Annotated in this window: 15 protein-coding genes and 1 pseudogene; 13 read left to right on the forward strand and 3 right to left on the reverse strand. The window is 43.5% G+C overall.

The window, feature by feature from the left end:
- Positions 1–73: 73 nt before the first annotated feature.
- The 4 genes from BUR09_RS02190 to fliD all read left to right on the forward strand — a co-directional run bounded on the left by BUR09_RS02190 (position 74) and on the right by fliD (position 7,135).
- Positions 74–1,678 (forward strand): flagellar hook protein FlgE, encoded by a 1,605-nt coding sequence (locus tag BUR09_RS02190; protein WP_074215315.1) that lies wholly within the window; start codon positions 74–76, stop codon positions 1,676–1,678.
- An 87-nt stretch (positions 1,679–1,765) separates the two neighbouring features.
- A complete protein-coding gene (locus BUR09_RS02195; protein WP_074215316.1) occupies positions 1,766–3,808 on the forward strand; it encodes a flagellar hook-associated protein FlgK in 2,043 nt (680 codons plus the stop codon).
- Positions 3,809–3,823: 15 nt separating this feature from the next.
- On the forward strand, positions 3,824–5,356 hold the full coding sequence (gene flgL / locus BUR09_RS02200; RefSeq protein ID WP_074215317.1) for a flagellar hook-associated protein FlgL: 1,533 nt from the start codon (positions 3,824–3,826) through the stop codon (positions 5,354–5,356).
- 9 nt (positions 5,357–5,365) lie between these two features.
- Positions 5,366–7,135, forward strand: a complete 1,770-nt coding sequence (gene fliD / locus BUR09_RS02205) for a flagellar filament capping protein FliD (RefSeq protein WP_074215318.1) — start codon at positions 5,366–5,368, stop codon at positions 7,133–7,135.
- A 555-nt stretch (positions 7,136–7,690) separates the two neighbouring features.
- Here fliD and BUR09_RS17145 read toward each other — a convergent pair.
- From BUR09_RS17145 to BUR09_RS02220, 3 genes and pseudogenes are all read right to left on the reverse strand, one after another.
- Complete coding sequence (locus BUR09_RS17145; protein WP_084539330.1) at positions 7,691–8,344, reverse strand: flagellin; 654 nt, start codon at positions 8,342–8,344, stop codon at positions 7,691–7,693.
- Positions 8,345–8,701: 357 nt separating this feature from the next.
- A pseudogene (locus BUR09_RS17120) lies at positions 8,702–9,124 on the reverse strand (flagellin N-terminal helical domain-containing protein); the annotation flags it as partial.
- Between the two features lie 267 nt (positions 9,125–9,391).
- Positions 9,392–9,991 (reverse strand): RNA polymerase sigma factor, encoded by a 600-nt coding sequence (locus tag BUR09_RS02220; RefSeq protein ID WP_074215319.1) that lies wholly within the window; start codon positions 9,989–9,991, stop codon positions 9,392–9,394.
- A 278-nt stretch (positions 9,992–10,269) separates the two neighbouring features.
- On the opposite strand from BUR09_RS02220, the gene BUR09_RS02225 reads away from it, so the two are divergent.
- From BUR09_RS02225 to BUR09_RS02265, 9 genes are all read left to right on the forward strand, one after another.
- Complete coding sequence (locus tag BUR09_RS02225) at positions 10,270–10,983, forward strand: response regulator transcription factor (RefSeq protein WP_074215320.1); 714 nt, start codon at positions 10,270–10,272, stop codon at positions 10,981–10,983.
- Positions 10,984–11,451: 468 nt separating this feature from the next.
- Positions 11,452–11,763, forward strand: a complete 312-nt coding sequence (locus BUR09_RS02230) for a 4Fe-4S dicluster domain-containing protein (RefSeq protein WP_074215321.1) — start codon at positions 11,452–11,454, stop codon at positions 11,761–11,763.
- A gap of 2 nt (positions 11,764–11,765) precedes the next feature.
- Positions 11,766–12,911, forward strand: a complete 1,146-nt coding sequence (locus tag BUR09_RS02235) for a 2-oxoacid:acceptor oxidoreductase subunit alpha (protein WP_074215322.1) — start codon at positions 11,766–11,768, stop codon at positions 12,909–12,911.
- Positions 12,912–12,918: 7 nt separating this feature from the next.
- Complete coding sequence (locus BUR09_RS02240; protein WP_074215323.1) at positions 12,919–13,734, forward strand: 2-oxoacid:ferredoxin oxidoreductase subunit beta; 816 nt, start codon at positions 12,919–12,921, stop codon at positions 13,732–13,734.
- 5 nt (positions 13,735–13,739) lie between these two features.
- Positions 13,740–14,366 (forward strand): 2-oxoacid:acceptor oxidoreductase family protein, encoded by a 627-nt coding sequence (locus tag BUR09_RS02245; protein ID WP_074215324.1) that lies wholly within the window; start codon positions 13,740–13,742, stop codon positions 14,364–14,366.
- 75 nt (positions 14,367–14,441) lie between these two features.
- The gene (locus BUR09_RS02250) at positions 14,442–14,732 is read left to right on the forward strand and encodes a hypothetical protein (protein ID WP_074215325.1); all 291 of its coding nucleotides are present in this window, start codon (positions 14,442–14,444) and stop codon (positions 14,730–14,732) included.
- A 147-nt stretch (positions 14,733–14,879) separates the two neighbouring features.
- The gene (locus BUR09_RS02255) at positions 14,880–15,497 is read left to right on the forward strand and encodes a TetR/AcrR family transcriptional regulator (RefSeq protein WP_074215326.1); all 618 of its coding nucleotides are present in this window, start codon (positions 14,880–14,882) and stop codon (positions 15,495–15,497) included.
- Positions 15,498–15,509: 12 nt separating this feature from the next.
- Positions 15,510–16,595, forward strand: a complete 1,086-nt coding sequence (locus BUR09_RS02260) for an efflux RND transporter periplasmic adaptor subunit (RefSeq protein ID WP_074215327.1) — start codon at positions 15,510–15,512, stop codon at positions 16,593–16,595.
- 9 nt (positions 16,596–16,604) lie between these two features.
- Positions 16,605–19,649 (forward strand): efflux RND transporter permease subunit, encoded by a 3,045-nt coding sequence (locus BUR09_RS02265; protein WP_074215328.1) that lies wholly within the window; start codon positions 16,605–16,607, stop codon positions 19,647–19,649.
- Positions 19,650–19,675: the final 26 nt, after the last annotated feature.

Here is a 19,675-nt window from a genome sequence, read left to right on the forward strand (position 1 = left end):
CATCTTAATAAAACTAAATAAAATTATAGGCAAAATTTACCCACAGAATTACTGCTTCCAGGGAGATATTTTTATGAGCGTTATGGGATCTATGTACACTGGCATTTCTGGTCTTACTACTCACGCAGAGCGCATGTCTGTGCTTGGTAACAACCTTGCTAACACCAGCACTGTCGGCTTTAAGAGCGGCAATGTGCAGTTTGAAGATATTTTTTATTCCAGTCGTTCTCTAGGTGCATCTGTAGGTCAGATTGGTCATGGTGCCCGTGTTTCTTCAATTTATCAGAACTTTGCACAGGGCGCTTATGAAAATACTGGCTCTGTAACAGATGTTGCCATTGGCGGCCGTGGTTTCTTCATGGTGAATGACTCTGTAAATGGTTCACAATATTACACTCGTGCCGGTAACTTTACCTTCAATAAAGAGGGATATCTTGTAAACCCGCAGGGTCTCCGAGTTCAGGGCTGGGCAGCAAGTGACTCTGAAGATTCTGTAACAAAAGGTGCAATCGGTGATCTTCGACTGGAATCTTTCCAGTCTGAACCTAAAGAAACGAGCATTGTTTCTTTGTCTGTTAACCTCTCGAAAAAAGCGGTTGATAAATCCCTTCCAGCAACTCCCCCGACAGGTGATAAGGGTACAGATCTTTTTGCACTCTTCTCTAAATGGGATGCAGTAGCATCACCTAAGAAGCCAATTGGTGACAACACATACTCTTATCAGAAGACAATTAATGTTTATGATAAATCTGGTTCTGCACATGAAGTGACAGTGTACTTTGATAAAGCACGTGACAAAGACGGTAAGCTTACATGGGAGTACATTGTAACAGCTAATCCAAGTGAAGATGGTCGTCAGGCGTTTAAGGATAAAAAAACAAAAGGCGTTCTGATGGCAGGTACCATGACTTTTAACAGTGCTGGTGCCATGGAGAATATGTCTGCATACACATATAAGAATGCTGGCACTCCAGCAGCTCCTTCAGATCCAGACGATAAAGCTAACTGGAAACCTGCTGAATTTGATGAAAATGGCTTCCCTATTTTCACTGCTAACTTCTCTAACTTAACTGGTGTGAACGATACTGATGATACACTTGGTGCGGAGAAGCCGGAACGAATTGCACTTGATTTTGGTATGAGTTCAAAAAATGCTGCAAGAAAATTTGAGAACTCAGATAAAACAATGGCGCAGACCGAGACTAACGTCGCAAACCTTGCAAGCATTGCAACCGCTGATCTTAATAAGACAAATAAGGCTGCAACATCATATGCTATCGCTTCTACAACTCACAGCATGAATCAGGATGGATACACTGCCGGGTTCCTGCAGGAAATTACAATTGATCGAAATGGTGTTGTCTCTGGTCGTTATTCGAATGGTCGTAAAGAAGAACTGTTTGTTCTTGGACTTGCTGACTTTAGAAACATGCAGGGACTTGCCCTTCAGGGCGGTAACCTTTTTGCTCAGAGCACCACATCAGGGCAGGCTATAATCAGTACAGCAAATAGTGGTCGTCTGGGGACTATCTCCTCAAATACACTGGAACTGTCTAACGTTGATATGTCTCGTCAGATGGTAAGATTGATTACAACCCAGCGTGGTTATCAGTCCAACTCTAAGGTTATTACTACATCTGATGAGATGCTTCAGGAAGCAATCAACCTTAAGCGATAGTTATCGATTCGATGTGCCGCTGCTGAAACGCAGTAGCGGCTTAGGAATGTAGCGGCACACCCCAGTTTGTTAAGAGGAGCACACAGAATGTCTATTTATGATCTTATGTCCATTGGTAACAATGCAATGATGAATGCCAAGCTTGGCATCAACGTTACCAGTAACAATATTTCCAATGCGGATACAAAAGGTTACGCACGTGCTACAGTGAATTATGCTTCACGAGCACCGATTATGCGCAATAGCTTACAGTTCGGTACTGGCGCAGAAGCGGTGAATCTTAAGCGTCATTACAATTACTTTGTAGAACAACAGTTCTTGGCCTCTAATGGGCAGCAACAGTTTTGGAATGCAAAAGCTGAGACTCTTTACAGCGTGGAATCTTTGTTCAAGCAGGGTGAGAAAAATTATGGACTTTCTGCTGCGCTCAATAAGTACTTTTCAAGCTGGAATGCACTAACTCAAGATGCTGACAGTTCTGCGTACCGTATGGAGCTTTCAGAGTACTCGAATACGTTGGCAACAATGCTGCATACAATGAATGATTCATTGAAGCATGAGTATGAAGCAACGAATAAGGCCATTGAGCTAGGTGTTGCTGATGCCAATGGATTAATGAAGGAGATTGCTGAGTTAAACCGAGGTATCATGGAGCAACCTGAGAACTTAGTGTTGCAGGACGAGCGAGATCGTAAGGTTCGCAAGTTAGGTGAGTTGCTTCCAATTAAATCAATTCATCAGACTGATGGGTCATTTTCTATCATTACCCAGGCAGGTCAAACTCTCGTTGATGGCGTTGACGCTTTTGAATTGGCGCAGAAAGGTCCGGAGGCAACTGCGAATCTGGCTTCAGGGTCTGTGTTTAAGGGTGAAATTAAGTTCGAGGGGCAGAGCTCAAAAGAACTTAAGGTTGAGATGGTTACAGCGGGTCCAGTTGGCACTGCGCAATATAGAGTTTCCATTGATGGTGGCAAGACATGGCTTACAAATGAAAACGGTGAAGAGCGTAAATTTACTGCAGGTGGTGCTGATAAGAAGGTGGTAGTTAACGGAGTTTCAATTTGGTTTGAAGATTCAACTCCAGCTACGAATTTGTCAGTTAACGACTCTTTCAACATTGTTGCTAAGGATGCTTTGTACTGGAAAAAAACAACCGCTCACTTTGTGAATATTACTCCTCTTGGGGGGTATGGTAATGAAGAAGGTCGTCTTAGTGGTGGTCGCCTTGGTGGATTGTTAGCTGCCCGTGACAGCGGCATTGCAAGTTATCGAGAGAGAATGGATGCGTTCACAAAGGAACTTATCTGGCAGACTAACTATCAGCATTCGCAGGGTGCAGGTCTTGTGCATTATCGAGAAACCACAAGTACAAATGCTGTTCTAAAGCCTACAATGGTGCTTAATAAGTCCAACCTGGAGTATGGCAACAAGATTACTGATGGAACTTTGCGCTTTCAGATGTATACCGCACAGGGTGCACCAGATGGCAGCAAGCTTGAAATAGCTATTACTCCTGGAATGACTATGCAGCAGCTTGTTGACAAAATTAATAATACTCCTGCAGGTGCCCCAAAGCTGCAAGCAAGTCTTGAAGGCGGACGATTGAAATTAAAGCCGAGAACTGCGGGGGCGAGTTTTGAGTTTGCTGGTGATACTTCAGGCGTACTCGCAGCTGTGGGGCTCAATACTTACTTTAGTGGTTCCGGTCTTGCTGATATTGCGCTTGAGGCTCGTATTAAAAATGATCCAAAACGCATAAATGCTGCTGTAGTAAATGGACTTGGATTGGTTAACAGCGGTGATAACACTAACGCAATTGCCTTACAGAAATTGAAGGATAAGGCTGTTAGGTTAGATACCATTCATACAAGTACTGCTGCGACATTCTCAAAACACCTGAGTTCGCTCACGGCGCTTGTAGGTTCTGACATGGATGGTGCTTCTCGTAACAAGGTTTACAACGAGACCGTAAGTAAAGACCTTGAAAAGCGCCAGCAGTCTGAGGCTGGAGTTAACATGGACGAAGAATTATCAAACTTAACTAAATTTAAACATAGTTTTGATGCTGCTTCCAAGTTGATTACCACTGCTAATGAAATGTTTGACACCATCCTTAGACTGAAGTCTTAGTGTAGGAGAATTACAATGCGTATTGCTCGTAGTATGTTATATACCCAGTCCATTAACGGCATGAATGGCTCAATGAATACTATCCTTCGTTTGAGCGAACAGGCTTCAAGCCAGAAGCGTATCAACCGTCCTTCTGATGATCCTAGTGGTGCAGCTATGGTGCTTGATCTTCAGGAGCACATCAACTCATTAGCTCAGTATGATGAGAATATTAACTCAGCAAAAGGCTGGCTTGATACTGCGAACGAACAACTTGGTACCATCAGCAAAACAATTATTCGCATGCAGGAACTGGCAAACCAGGGTGCAACCGGTACGCTTACAGATAAGCAACGCGGATTGATTGCTAAAGAGCTTCGAGAACTTCAGGTTCAACTTATTGGTCTTACGAATGGTGATTATGCAGGCAACTCCTTATTTGCAGGTGCTGCAATTGATAGCCCGGCATATGAAGTGGGGCTAGGTGCAACTGTTGAGAATGCAAAGCCAACTTTGGTGCATAGCGTCAAAGGTGATGCTAAGAAAACTATTGCTATTAAATTTCCAGTGCCTACAGCCACTACGAACGTAGGTGACGTAGCTATTCCATTTAAGTACTCAGAGGATGGAGGAAAGACATGGAAGGATGCAACTATTCCTGCCGGAGTTACTGATACACTTTCAGTTCGACTTGGAGGCGTTGAAGTAAACTTTAAAAAAGGTGAACAAATTAAGCAGGACACCACAATGAGGATCAGGCCTGCTGCAATTTACAAAGGCTCCATTGATGGTGAAGCAAAAGCATCATATTACGGTGTAAACCCTTCTCTTGATCCCGTAGCAAGGGGGGAATTTAAAACCCCTATTGCGATTCGTATTGAAAATGATCCATCAGTAAGTATTCCAGGAACTACCCCAGTCCCGACACCACCTGCCCCAGCAGTAGGAGATATTGAGTACTCTTATAGTCTTGATAATGGCGCATCCTGGATTAGAGCAACAGCTTCAGCAGATAAGTTTTTGAATATCCCTGGCGGCCAGCTTGATTTAGGTGGCACCGGTACCCTGACCAAAGGTGAGCAGTTTGTTGTAAAGCCGATTGATTCTGCAATTCGTATTGAGATTAGTGCAGGTAACAGTGTTCAGGTTAACAGTGTTGGTTCAAATTTCTTTGGCGGGTTGTATGCAGATAAGATGACAGGTGCTACTGGACCAGCAAACGGCCTTTCACCAGAAAAAAATATCTTTGAAGTTGTAGGAAATCTTATAGCTTCTTTAGAAATGGACGATCAGGATGGTGTGAAGAAATGTTTAGGTAATCTTAAGTTAGCTAACGAACATATCACCACTGAAACAGGCGTACTTGGTGGAAGGCAAAATCGTTTGAGTTTTGCGCTTGATGCACATGGAAAGAGCAAAATTTCCACTCAGTCACGAATTTCTGCTATTCAGGATGTAGATGTTGCCAAAATTTCAACTGAGTCAGAGCGGGCCCAATACATCTATAAATCAGTGCTTTCCACCAGTGCAAAAGTAATGAACTTAAGCTTGCTCGATTATTTGAGGTAGGAGTGAGTCATGTCTGATTATTGGTCATCCAAAACGGTATTTGCAGGCTGGGCAACAAAAACGGATTTTAACAAGATTATTGATGCAACGGTTAAAACCGAGAAGTATCGATATAACCAACTTTCTAAACAGGAAGCGGAAACAACTTTTAAAAAAGATCAGATTGAAGGGTTAAACCGGACTGTCTTAACATACAAGAAACAGCTTGAATCAATGGATACAATTGATGAGTTTCTTGTAAGAAAAGTTACTTCTTCGAAAACAGACGTAGTTACGGCTACCGTTAAATCTGGTGCTCAGGAAGGATCGCATACCTTAGAAGTAAAACAGCTTGCCTCGGTTGCGACGGTTTCTTCCCATGATATTGGAGAAGTTGCGTATACTGCAGCAGCTAAGGATATGACATTTACGTATGATGGTGAAACGTACACTGTAAATGTTAAGTCTGGAATGACGACAAAAGAATTAGCTACAGCTATAGCAACAGCTTCAGGTAATAAAGTTAAAACTTCAGTTATCGATCTTGGACATGAATCTAAGTATAAACTTCAGATTCGTGGTATGGAGCTTGGCGCTGGACACAATATAGGGTTGTCAGCAGAGTTGAAGGCAGTACTTCAAGGACAAAAAGACCCTGCGGTTCCCTTGCCACCAGAAACTAAGGACATCGTTCCCACTCCTTCCAAGAATGCAAAGTTGGTGGTAGATGGTGTTGATCTCCAGCGTGGTTCAAACTCTGTAAGTGATGTTACAGAAGGCGTGACTTATAATTTAAATGCAGAAGAGCCTGGAACAACCGTAACAATCAAAGTTGAAACAGATTTTGATGCAATTGTGGCCAATGTAGAAAAATTTGTTAAGCTCACAAATGAATTGCGAACAGGTTTTGATTTAGTCAAGAATTATAAAAATGAAGACCTTGATAAAAAAGGTGTGAATTATAGCCTTAAAGGCAATTCACAAATAAAATCCGTTGAAGATAAATTAAAGAATGTTTTAGCGACTCAAGGGGATGGTTTTATAGAAGGGAGTGGAGCGGGTAATGACTTGTACGTTACGCTGAGTGCCCTTGGAATTAAAACGATTGCACGTAAGGGTGATAAAAACTACGGCAAGCTTGAGTTTGATAAAAATGCTGCAGTGATAAAAGGCGGCACTAAAACTTTTATGGACCTTCTTAAAGCTGACCCAGAGGCTGTTGCAAAAGTTTTTGCTGCCGAGGGTGAAGGTTCAAGTAGTAATTCTAGTGTATTAGAATATAATAGCAGCATGTACTCATTTGGCTTCACAAAGCCTGGAACGTATGCCATTGAATACGATGGTGGGACATTACCGACCACTGGAGAGTCTCATGATATCACCATGAAGATAAATGGGGTTGAGCGTAAGGTTGGCTATAATGTAAGTACACGAATTGCGACTGTAAATGAGGGTGATGCTAAGGGACTTGCTTTTAAGGTGGTTGACACCTCGGCTGGTACGCACTCAGCTACAATTGCAATTAAGGAAGGGAAAGTAAAAGAGACGATAAGAGCCCTAGACGAGATTACTGAAGTTGAAAAAGGTACCTTTGTCGTTATGATTAAAGGGTACAAAAAGCAGATAGATGATCCCGCTAGTGGCTTAAAAAAGAAGATGGCTGATGAGCTTGCTCGTGTTACGGCTTTGGAAAAAAGGCTTATTGCACAATATGCTGCGACAGAAAAGACACTTGCTAATTATCAAAACATCCAGAAAATGTTAGAGTTCCAATTGAAGAGTCAGTTGGCAAAAGACTAGAAATAGGCACTGTATGAGAGGTGACATCGTAACGATGTCACCTTTTTTTGTGTATGCAGTATAGCACATACGTGTTGTCACCGTGTTTGGGTAGAGTCTGACTAAAAATAACTAGGGGTGAGCTTTGAATAAGTAAGAGAGCGCTTGGACACGTGCGTAGGAGAACGAACTCGTGCGGTAACGGAAAGTGGATGGTAATAGTGTTAACTAGGCGACGCCGGTGTTTTTTAGCTCTCAATCTAGTATTTAATAGTCCATGGGAGCAAATGTTTTCTTGCTAATAAGACGCACAGATGAGTCAAGGTTATGTCTGCTTGACGGTGAAGTTGGCTGTGTGTTTGTTTTTTATCTTTTTCTTTTGATGTTAACTTTCAGGTTTGTTTCATTTATTTAATGAGTAGGTGGTTATGATGAGTAAGGTGAAAAGAAGGTTTACTGATTTTTATGCTAGTTGACAGAGTTAGCTAAGGGGTTGTTCACATCGCATTGTAAAAAAAGAAAACCCCTGCCTCGTTTGAGGCAGGGGTAATGAGCGAATAAGAGCTGATGTTCTTACTAGCCGAGGAGTTTCTGAGCCATCTTAGGCAGGTTGTTTGCCTGAGAGAGCATAGAAACAGCTGCGTTAGCAAGGATCTGCTGCTTGTTGAATTCAGTCATTTCAGTTGCTACGTCTACGTCAGAGATACGGGACTCAGCAGCCTGAAGGTTTTCTTTCTGAACAGAGATGTTTTCAATGGTAGCAGAAAGGCGGTTCTGAGTAGCACCAAGCTCTGCACGGGATGCATCTTTTTTGGCAATTGCGTTGTTAATATTGTTCAAAGCAACTTTTGCCATTTCACGAGTGAGAACGTTGTCATCAGCAGCAGTACCTACACCCAAAGATGTTGCATCGGAGCGACCAATGTTAACGTTGTAGCTATCAGTTGAAGCACTGCTTGAACCGAAGTGAACGTTAGTTGTGGTGTAAGTGGTGCTTGTGTGAGTGATTGTGGTGTCAGCTCCTTTAGTTGTGAGGGCACCATCAGTTGTTATATTAAGTTTAGCTACAGACGCAGTAGTACCATCTTTTTGGAACTTGCCAAGAGTAAATGTGTCTACTCGTTTGCTGTTTTCTTCTTGTACGGTGATTCTTACCATTCCGCCTGCAGCAGAGTCTTCACCAAGTTTAACGTTAGTCCAGGTTTTACCACCGTCTGAGGACTGTTCCATTGTGAGTTTTTTGTCTGTAATGGCTTGTTTGTAGTATGCAGTCAGATCGGCAGAACTTTTAAGGTCAGTTGTTTCAAATGCAGTAGTTTCATCAGCAAGAACGCTTACTTTAGAACCAACCTCGTCTAATGCACCTTCTGTTTTAGATTTTGTCTGCTGAACTAAGGTCAGGGTTTTTTTGTCATCAAGAGCAAAGGTTGATTTAATTTCAAAACCCTGTGCAGTCTGGTTAGTAACTTCAACGCTTTCACCGTCTTTGTTACTTACAATGCTAACGCGCTCACCTTTTTGGGAAACAGTACTATCTCCAACGGTTGCGTATTTAATAGAGCCACGAACATCGTGAAGTTTGGTCTGGTCGCCGTTGAGAAGTTTGCTGCCGTTGAAGTCAGTATCAGAAGCGATACGAGTGATTTCTTTGGCCATTGCCTGATATTCTTGGTTGATCAATGTACGCTGATCAGCGGTGTATGTGTCGGTAGATGCCTGTTCTGCAAGCTCTTTCATACGGATGAGTTTGGAGTCAATTACGCCAAGAGCACCATCTGCAGTCTGGATCATGGAGATACCATCGTTTGCGTTACGAATACCCTGACCGAGAGCTGCGATATCTGAACGCATGAGTTCGCGAATTGCGAGGCCAGCTGCGTCGTCTGCTGCAGAGCTAACACGAAGACCGGAAGATAAACGCTGAGTGGACTGGTTCAGTTTACCGTAATGAGACTGAAGGTTACGGGTAACGTTGTTTGCCATCAGGTTGTTGTTGATTGCTAATGCCATAATAACTTCCTCCGTGAAGATATTGAATAATGATTTGTAGTTGGCTCTCATCCATGAGCGCCGTGTTACTTACCTAATCGTCCCCACCGGAAAAAGGTTTACAAAAAAAATAGATTTTTTTGCTTTTCTTGCGTTTTTTTTATCTTTTAAAAATATGTTCTTTATAAACAGCCAGTTATATATTTGGTTTTAGCAACAAAAAAGCTCTCATTTTGTTAAATGAGAGCTAAGGAATTCTTTTTTTATGGTTAAAAAGAATTAAAGTTCTTAATTGATAATCGCTGCACGAAGCTTTTGCAGGGCTGTGTGATGGATGCTTCGTACTGTTTGCGGGTGAATATCGAGCTGTTTTGCAGCTTCTACTGCACTCAGGTCTTCACCGTACAGGCACTGGAGTACGCTTTTCTGTCTGGTAGAAAGAACGTCCAGTGGCAATTCCGGCAAATCGAGGAAGTTTGTCATTTCTGCTTTAAGGTCTTCGTGCTCTTCAATTGCATCATATAAATAGGTGCGGTCGGTGCGGACAAAATCGATGGCAGCGCTGCGAGAGACAACTGCTAGCCAGGTTTTTAATGTGCCGCGGGAGCTGTCCCAGTTTTCGAGCAGTCTGTATTCAGATTTAATAAGTCGGAAAAAGATATCTTGCACGATATCGTCAGCTGCATCGGCGTTTGCACCATGGTGGTTAAGCGTCCAGGAAACTGCATGGCGGATGATAGCACTAAATTCAGAAACGAAACGGTTCCAAGCAGCCTGGTTTCCTTCAAGGCATAATGCAACAAGGTGTTCGTCATTAGAATTGGTTTTTGTTGATGCTGGGCACTGAGTAGAAACGATAGAGCGTTCTGTAATGATAGTCGGTTCCATGTAAGCCTCCAAGTGTGTTCTTTCCTGAGTAGAAGGCGGACGGAAAAAATTGCCACACAGAGAGGTGAAATTTCTAGTTGCTGTAAATAGAGCATAGAGCGTGCCAAGACGGGATAATCTTTCCCTTTCCTCTTCATTAATATTTCTTTAGAACGCAGAAGTGCCTGTTGACGCTGTTTTCCAAGGCTGAATGTTAAGATTTAGGTGATTGGCACTGATTTTGTATTATCTATATGCAGAAGGCGGGCATCGGAAAAAAATGCCCACAAGGACAGTATATGTATTCTCTATTGTTAGTTGACTCAGATAAAGAAGCGTGCAGTGCGTATGCAAACGCTCTGCGTGAAGAACGCTTTACGTGTACAGAATGTGAGAGCGCGGCAGAAGTTGCTGCACTGGAGCTTACTGGTGCGTATGATCTGCTGATAATGGGGATGAATTTGCCCGATATGAACGGGTTTGATTTTCTTGCTTCTTTGCGAAGCAATTCTCATATTCCTATAGTTGCGGTGTCTTCCCGTACGGATGCGATTGACAAGATTGTTGCACTTGAGATGGGGGCAGATGAATTTCTGTTCAAGCCAGTAATGGAACGGGAATTAATTGCCCGTGTGCGAAGTCTGTTGCGGAGAAGTCGAACTAACTATGTTGGTTCTATTTCACGTAGCCGTGCGTATATGTTTGATGGTGTGGAGATTGATACTAGTGCCAGACTTATTCGCCGTAACGGAGTGAACTTGGGGCTGACACATGTGGAATATGTTATTTTTGAAATGTTGATTAATGCTGCCGGACAAACTGTTCCTCGTGAACTCATGTCCATGAAAGCGCTGGGTAAAGAATTGGCGCCGTATGACCGCAGTATTGATGTGCATATTAGTAAGCTGCGTAAGAAGCTTGGTGAAGCAAGCGACAGGGCTGAGCGAATAATTACCGTGCGTGGTGTGGGATATTTTTACAGCATGCCGCAGGAAGAAAATGCCGCGGGATAAAACTGCAGACAACGGGCAGATTATTTTTACATCTATGCCCACATATATAATGTTACAATAATGCCACTAAGCTGAGGATGCTCGTCCTCAGCTTTTTTTTATTTGTGAAGTAATAAAAAGTTAGTGTGAAAAGGGTAGTAAGGACAATACGTGTAAGCTGCTTTTAATTGTTTGTTACACTGTACCCAAATGCAGTTTTTATTTGGAACAAAGAGCGAGTGATTGAAAAGTCAAACACTATAAAGTCAGTATTGTTTTCATAAAATTGCATTATTACTGACAAAAATTCCTAAATTGTCTTGCAGTGAGCTTAAGCAGCATGTAACAGCCTAGGTAAGTATTTTGTTCGAAGTCGTTCAAAATATGTGTCCTGAGCTTTAAGGTTTCTCTCTTTTTGCTTCGGCAAAGCGGAGAGCTTGGTTTCATCGGTGGTTATACCACCACAAGCTACAGGTGTCCGGTGCGGCAATGCCAAAGAAGACAAAAGGCCAAACTCTTGTGTGTGTGTACCCGGATTGGTGCAAAGGATGCGGTTTATGTGTTGCATTCTGTCCGGGAAAGGTTCTTGAACTTAATGCGCTAGGCAAAGCAGAGGTAGTACAGCCTGAAGAGTGTATTAACTGTGGTTTTTGCGAACTTCATTGTCCGGATTTTGCGATTGCGGTTAGACCCAAATTTACTGCAAACGGTGTGCGGTGTAGAGACAGCTGTGAGCCAGGCGAAGTTGGCGGGGCTGTGAAATCAGACTTAATTCCTCAAAAAGCAGTTGCAGAGGGCTAGATATGGCTCACAAAAGGCGTAGAAAAAGAAAGGAATTATTTGCTCAGGGCAATGAGGCAGTTGCTCAGGGCGCACTTTTGGCCGGGTGCACGTTTTACGCGGGGTACCCTATTACACCATCTACAGAGATTATGGAGATTATGGCAAATCGCCTGCCCCTCACTGAAGATGGTGTTTTTTTACAAATGGAAGATGAAATTGCGAGTATGGGAGCTGCAATTGGTGCCTCGTTGACAGGGCGTAAAGCCATGACTGCGACTTCCGGTCCAGGATTTTCACTTAAGCAGGAACTTATCGGGTACGCCTGTATGGTGGAAGCCCCGCTTGTTATTGTAAACGTCATGCGCGGTGGCCCAAGTACCGGTTTGCCGACATCACCTGCACAAGGTGATGTCCAGATGGCTCGGTGGGGAACGCATGGGGATCATCCTATTATCGTTCTTTCAGCATCCACTGTTCCAGAATGTTTGGAAATGACTGTTACAGCATTCAATATGGCTGAAAAGTACCGTACTCCAGTCATTTTATTGATTGATGAAGTGACGGCACATACCAGAGAGAAAATTACTATTCCTCACGAAGATGAGTTGGAAGTATTGTATAGAATGCTGCCTGCCGTTCCTCCTGAATGGTTTAAACCGTATACAGAAGCTGCACGTGGTGTTCCCGCAATGGCACCTATAGGTGAAGGTTATCGCTGTCATGTGACTGGGCTTACCCATGATCAGATGGGGTACCCGACTTCACGACCAGATGAAGTTAATGAGTTTATGACTCGTTTATTCCGCAAAATTGATAATTACTACCATGATGTCGTACTCGTAGATGAATATTGCCTTGAGGATGCTGACTACGCTGTCGTTGCGTACGGATGTGTAGCACGGTCTGCACATCATGCTGTGGATCTGGCTCGGGCACGCGGTCACAAGGTGGGGTTGCTTACTTTGAAGACGTTGTTCCCGTTCGCTCGTCCGGCAGTAGAAAGGCTATGCATGCAATGTGAGCACATCCTTGTTCCGGAAATGAATATGGGACAAATTTCTCGTGAGGTTAAACGTGTGAATAACGGGCGTTCCCGTATTCGTACATTGAACCGAGTGGATGGGCAGATCATTACTCCGTCTGAAATTCTCAAAGGCATATTGTAGGTGTAACATGTCTGACGTTACAAAACTTATCCACGAATATCTGCGGCATAATAAAAAATTCCCGCATGTGTTCTGCGCTGGGTGTGGGCATGGTATCGTTCTGGGTTCCCTTGTGCGTAGTGTGCATGCCTTACAGCTTCCTAAAGACGATGTTGTTCTTGTTGCCGGCATCGGTTGTTCCGGTCGTATGGCTGTATATGTCGATTTTAATACTGTGCATACTGCACATGGCAGGGCGTTGACGTTTGCCACTGGTATTAAAATGGCGAATCCTGATTTGAATGTTATTTGTGTGATGGGCGATGGGGATGCATTGTCTATTGGCGGTAACCATCTAATTCACGCCGCACGCAGGAATATTGGTGTCACAGCGCTTGTATTGAATAATCAGATTTATGGAATGACGGGCGGACAGTGTTCTCCATCAACACCAATGGGCGATATGTCTATGACTTCACCATTTGGTTCCCTAGAACAGCCATTTGATACGGTTGAACTGGCGAAAGCGTCGGGCGCAAACTATGTGGCGCGCAGTACTTCGTTCCATGCAAACCAGCTTGATGACTTGATGCAGAAGGCCATTAAGCATTCTGGTTTCTCTGTTCTGGAAGTTCTTACACCGTGTCCAACTCAGTATGGACGTAAGAATAAATTCCGCCATGTTGTTGATATGTACACTTGGCTAAAGAAGAACACCGTGAAAGTTGAAAAACTTAAGGAAGGTGACACCAGAATTCCGACGGGTATTTTCCAGAATCTTGATAGACCGGGGCTTGAAGAGCGTTATGTTGAACTTCGGCAGTCCTTGCAGGCAGAGGAGTAGGTCGGATGAAAGAGCAACAAATTATAGATCGCTTTGAAATTCGTCTGTCTGGCACTGGTGGGCAGGGGCTCATTACGCTGGGGCGTGTTCTTGGTCATTCTTTGGCGTTAGGGCATGGTTATAATGTTACGCAGACACAAAGTTACGGACCTGAAGCACGCGGTGGTTCAAGTAGGGCGGACGTTGTTATAAGCAGTTCTGATATCAGTTTTCCGAAAACTGAAAATCTTGATCTGCTTGTGGCATTGTCTCAGCCTGCGTGTAATGCCTACTATCGTTTTCTTAAGCGTGGTGGTGTGCTACTTGTTGATTCAGAACTTGTGCAGCATGCTCCTACAAACCAGTATGTTGGTCTGCCGTTTACCAAACTTGCCAAGGAAAGAATTGGTAATGAATTAACATTAAACACAATAGTTCTCGGAGCGGTAACGCATCTGCTTTCATTTGCAGAGCCGAGAATAATTCGTAAGTCTTTGGAGGAAACCTTACCGCCAAAGATTTTAGCCTTGAATATAAAGGCTTTTAATCTGGGATTGCGAGAGGCTAAACGGCATTTGGGAGAAGCTCCTGATATTTGGCAGACAGCAGCAGAAAACGGTGCAGAGGAAGAACTTGAAGGGTTCGAGGATTAGGTTCTTCTATTTTCTTGCACCGAAGTCGATAGCGTAGTACGCCAAGCTCAATATTTCTAGATTGCGAGGAGTAGCATGAGCAGTACAATTGAAGAACTCACTATTAACTATGAAGAGGGTGACCTCCTTGTTGTAAAAGAACTCGATAAAGAAGTTCTTACAAAAGGTGCATGGACTACCATCATTTTCCGTTACCAGCAGTGGGACAATAAAAAAGATGATTACGGACCTGAGAAATACATGATCCGTCGTTACCGTAAAATGAACGGTGAATATCGCGCTCAGTCCAAATTCAATATCTCTAGTCCTGATCAGGCTAGAAAGATCATCGCCACATTAACTAAGTGGCTAGAAGATGCTGAATAGTCTGTCTGACACGTTGTAAACAAAAAACTCCTGTTGATTAAAACTCAGTAGGAGTTTTTTTATTTGCATTGAATTTATTGAAAATTTATGGAAAAAAAGTAGGTCTACAAATAATGAATGACGATTCATAGAATGAATGAGGAGTGTATGAGCGCAGTTTCCCCACAGCTATCTCGAAAGGAACGAGAGAGAGAACGGCACAGACAAGAGATTATGGATGCGGCGATGCGTCTGTTTGCAGAGCAGGGGTATCACTCTGTTTCTATGCAGGAGATAGCTTCAGAGGCTGAATTTGCAACCGGTACTCTCTATAAGTTTTTCCCGAGTAAGAGGGAATTATTCAGAGAGATTATGGTCGGGGTAATTGAAGATATTGGCAGCGAGTTGAGCGGCGTTTTTCAAAGTGATGCCGACCCACTGACTATTATCGGGAATTTTTTACAGATGCGACGGGCAGCATTCAAGAAGCGGTTTGAATATATCAAGCTCTACAACATGGTCGGGAATGGGTTTGGTTCTTCTGGCGATGAGATTGTAGATACCATGATTGCTGAACGTCGGAAACTTGTTGAGCAGAATTTGATAATTCAGTTTACCCGTGGGATTGAATCAGGACTTTTTAAGCCGGTAAACGTAGAGGTGCTTGCCCGACTGTTTGAAGATTTTTGCCAAACAATTGTGCGTAGTGAAGCAATAAGGGGAGAGCTTGACGACGAGACAATTGACTCAATCAAAGATGTATTTCTTAACGGTATCTTAGCGTAACAGGATGTCTTTATGGTACGGAAAATTTTGTTTATTGCGTTGTGCCTGCTGCCCTTGTTGGCAGGATGTAAAGAAGAAAAAGTTGCAAAGGTTATTCGTCCTGTAAAAGCAATGAAAGTTGTTGCTTCTAATCAGGGGGCAACAAGAGTTTTTCCGGGGAAAGTGGAGGCAAGCTCGGAAGTCGCTTTGGCTTTTCGTGTTGGCGGTCAGCTTACAAGCTATCCGGTTTCAAAGGGACAGTTTGTTAAGAAAGGGAGCTTAATCGCTGCTCTTGATACAACGGATTATAAAATTCAAGTGCGAGGACTTGAAGCGCAGCTGTTCGGTGCGAAGGCTGCACTTAAAGAAGCACAGTTGAGTTACAGCCGTTACAGTACGCTTGTTGCTAACGATACTGCTGCAAAGGCATCGTTTGATCAGGCTGAAGCAAATTATAAGACTGCACAGGCAAAAGTAAAATCTTTGACTGAACAGTTGAATAAAGCAAAGACAGATCTTGGTTATGCTTCTCTCAGGGCTCCATTTAGTGGATACATTTCCGAAAAATATATGGATAACTATCAGACTATCCAAGTTGGTCAGCCCGTTGTTAAGTTACAGGACATTGAGACGCTTGAAGTTACCATTGGGCTTCCTGACAATCTCGTTATTCGTCAGAAGGATCTTCAGAGTATTTCTGTAGAACTTGAGGCGTTTCCCGGTAAGTACATCGAAGCAAAGGTTAAAGAACTAGCGCTTGATGTTGAGCCTGTAACGAGAACATATCCGTTAACTGTCCAGTTTATCCGTCCGAAAGATATTAGTTTTTTGCCTGGCATGGCTGCTAATGTGACACTGCATTTTGCTCAGAACGGTGTAAGTGCCCAATATGTTCTTCCTGAGACAGCAGTTGTTGGAGATCCTGAAGGGCGGTCTGCTGTGTGGGTATATGATTCTTCATCTTCGTCGGTTGAACACCGTTTAGTTAAAACGGGTCAAATATTCTCAGAAGGAATTGAAGTCACTGACGGTCTGAAGCAGGGAGAATGGGTTGTTACTGCAGGTGCACACTACTTATCTGCCGGTCAGAAAGTACGTTTGCTTGATCCCGTTAAGTAGGTAAGCACCATGAACTTAGCAGAATTATCCATTAAAAAGCGTGCGATAACTCAGTTTATTGTACTGCTTCTTTTTGTTGCGGGTGCATATTCCTATTTCCAGATGGGTAAGCTGGAAGATCCTGAATTTACTTTAAAGACAGCTATAGTAATCACTCAGTATCCTGGCGCCAGCACTATTCAAGTTGAAGAGGAAGTTACTGATGTGCTTGAAACTGCAATCCAGCAGATGGAAAGCTTAAAGCACGTCCGTTCTATGTCTCGTTCCGGTTTGTCAGTTGTATGGGTGGATATTCAGGAGAGTAGACGCAAGCATGAGTTGCCCCAAATATGGGATGACCTACGCAAAAAAATGCGTGATGTGACGCCCTCCCTCCCTCCGGGGGTTAAGCCTTCGATTATCCGTGACGACTTCGGTGACGTGTATGGTGTATTTCTTACCGTTACAAGTGATGGCTTTTCGTATGCCGAATTGAAAGATCAGGTTGATGAGCTTCGGAAGGAGCTTTTACTGGTAAAGAATGTTGCGAAAGTAGAGATTTGGGGCGCATTGCAGGAATGCATTTATGTAGATGTTTCCAGTACGTCTCTATCCGAACGTGGTATTCCTCCAGCTTCTGTTTTAAATGCATTGGATAAGCAAAATCTGGTTGTTGATTCTGGTTATGTGAACCTTGGTCGCGAACGTGTTCGTCTTGCAGTAGATGGTGAATTCAATAGCGTTGAGGCTGTTGGTAATTTGATTGTAAGTTCTGGTGCTTCTGACAAAATGGTGCTCCTTAGGGATATTGCTACTATTCGCAAAGGATATGTGGAGCCTGTTACAAAGCAGATGCGTTTCAACGGAATGCCGTCATTGGGGCTTGCTGCGTCAACTGTTTCGGGCGGTAACGTTATTGAAATGGGTGAAGCTGTAAAGCGCCGCGTTGAAGAGCTTAAACAGTTTCTTCCTATTGGTATGGAAATTTCTGTTGTAGCCATGCAGTCTGACCTTGTTCAAACAGCTATTGATGAATTTATGATGAACCTTGGTGCGGCCTTACTTATTGTTGTCGGGCTGTTATTCATCTTTATGGGTATGCGAAGCGGTATGCTGATTGGACTTGGCTTACTGCTAACAATCGCAACGACTTTCCTCATTATGCGCGTGCTGCATGTTGACTTACAGCGTATCTCACTTGGTGCATTGATTATTGCACTGGGGATGCTGGTTGATAATGCTATTGTTGTGACCGAGAGTATGCTTATTAAGCTGCAAATTGGTAAAAACAGAATGCAGGCTGCGAAAGAAACATATTCTGAAACTGCATGGCCGCTTCTTGGTGCAACAATCGTTGCTGCATTAGCATTTTTGCCTGTGTACCTCGCAGATAATAATACGGGCGAATTTTGTGAATCGCTTTTTGTTGTAGTGGGTGTTTCCTTGTTGGTAAGTTGGCTGCTTGCAATGACTGTTTCAGCGTTGTGGTGTTACATTGGATTAAAAATACCAGAGAACATGCAAGGTAAGGACCCATATGCAGGAATCTTCTTTATCACATATAAAAAGGTACTGGATTTTTGCATTCGCCATCGTTGGGTAACGCTTGCGATCATGGGCTGTTTGCTTGTTGCAGCCATTGTTAACTTTAAGTATGTCGATAAAACATTCTTCCCTGAATCTCGTCGTCCTCAACTTATTGTTGATTACTGGTTACCGGAAGGGACAAATGTTGAAGTTGTTTCTGATGACTTAGGTAAGCTGGAAAAAATGCTTTTGGCGTACCCAACAATAGAGGGTGTGGCCACATTTGTCGGTGGTGGTGGAACGCGATTCTATCTTTCTTTGGAGCCGGAGTTTACTAACTCATCGTACGGTCAGATGATTCTTAATATAGATAGTGCTGACCATCTTGATGAGACAATCGGCTTTGTCCAGAAAGAGCTGGATGAAAAGTTTTTGTATGCTGAGCCTCGAGTGCGCAGATTTCCACTTGGTGCTGCTTCTAAGTTTAAAGTTGAAGCTCGGTTCAGAGGGCCGGACAGAGCTGTGCTGCATGACCTTGCAGAGAAGGCTAAGTACATCATGCGTTCTGAGCCGACAGCTAAGTATGTGCGTGATGACTGGCGTCAGCCTGTTAAGGTTATTGAAGCAGAGTACTCTCAGGCGCGTGGGTTACGTGTCGGTGTAACCCGTAAAGATGTGGCGATGGCTATGAAGCGCGGGTATGATGGGGTGCCTATGGGCGTATACCGCGAAGACAACAAACTGCTCCCAATTATCTTGCGTCCGCCGGAAAATGAACGTCATCGTGTAGAAGACATGCGTATGCTTCAAGTACTCAACATGAAGTCTACACAAGGTGTTCCTTTGGGACAGTTGGTGTCTGATGTAACGACGAAGTGGGAAGAGTCTACTATTCATAGAAGGGATCATCAGCGCACAATTACTGTGCAGTGCGATCCGCGAGTAGGGACAGCAGAAACACTACGCCAGAAAATTAAACCCGCAATTGAAGCGCTTGTCTTGCCTGCCGGATACACTTTGGAATGGGGGGGGGACTGGGATAAGTCCAATGAGTCACGTTCATATGTGGCAAAAGGACTTCCTGTTACTTTCCTCTCAATGGCTCTTGTGGTTGTTATGCTGTTTAACGCATACCGTCAGCCATTGATTATTGCGCTTACTGTTCCACTTTCTATCATCGGTGTGACTAGTGGTTTGTTGCTGACAAATCAGCCGTTTGGTTTCCTTGCTTTGCTCGGCTTCCTTTCACTTTCAGGCATGTTGATTAAGAACGCGGTAATTTTGATTGATCAGATTGATGTTGAAATTGCTGACGGTAAAGAACCATATGCAGCTGTACTGGACTCATCTGTAAGCCGTATCAGACCTGTGCTCATGGCTGCCATGTCCACAGTACTTGGTATGATGCCGCTTGTTATTGATAGGTTCTGGGCGTCTATGGCTGTAACAATCTGCTTTGGACTAACCTTTGCGACAGTCCTTACGTTGATTATTGTTCCGGTGTTGTACACGCTGTTCTTTAGGATCAGACCTGTTAAACAGTCATAAAAAGTAAAATACAAAAAAAGCCGCTC

Origin of the sequence: Halodesulfovibrio marinisediminis DSM 17456 (genome assembly GCF_900129975.1) — a bacterium.
Classification (GTDB): domain Bacteria; phylum Desulfobacterota; class Desulfovibrionia; order Desulfovibrionales; family Desulfovibrionaceae; genus Halodesulfovibrio; species Halodesulfovibrio marinisediminis.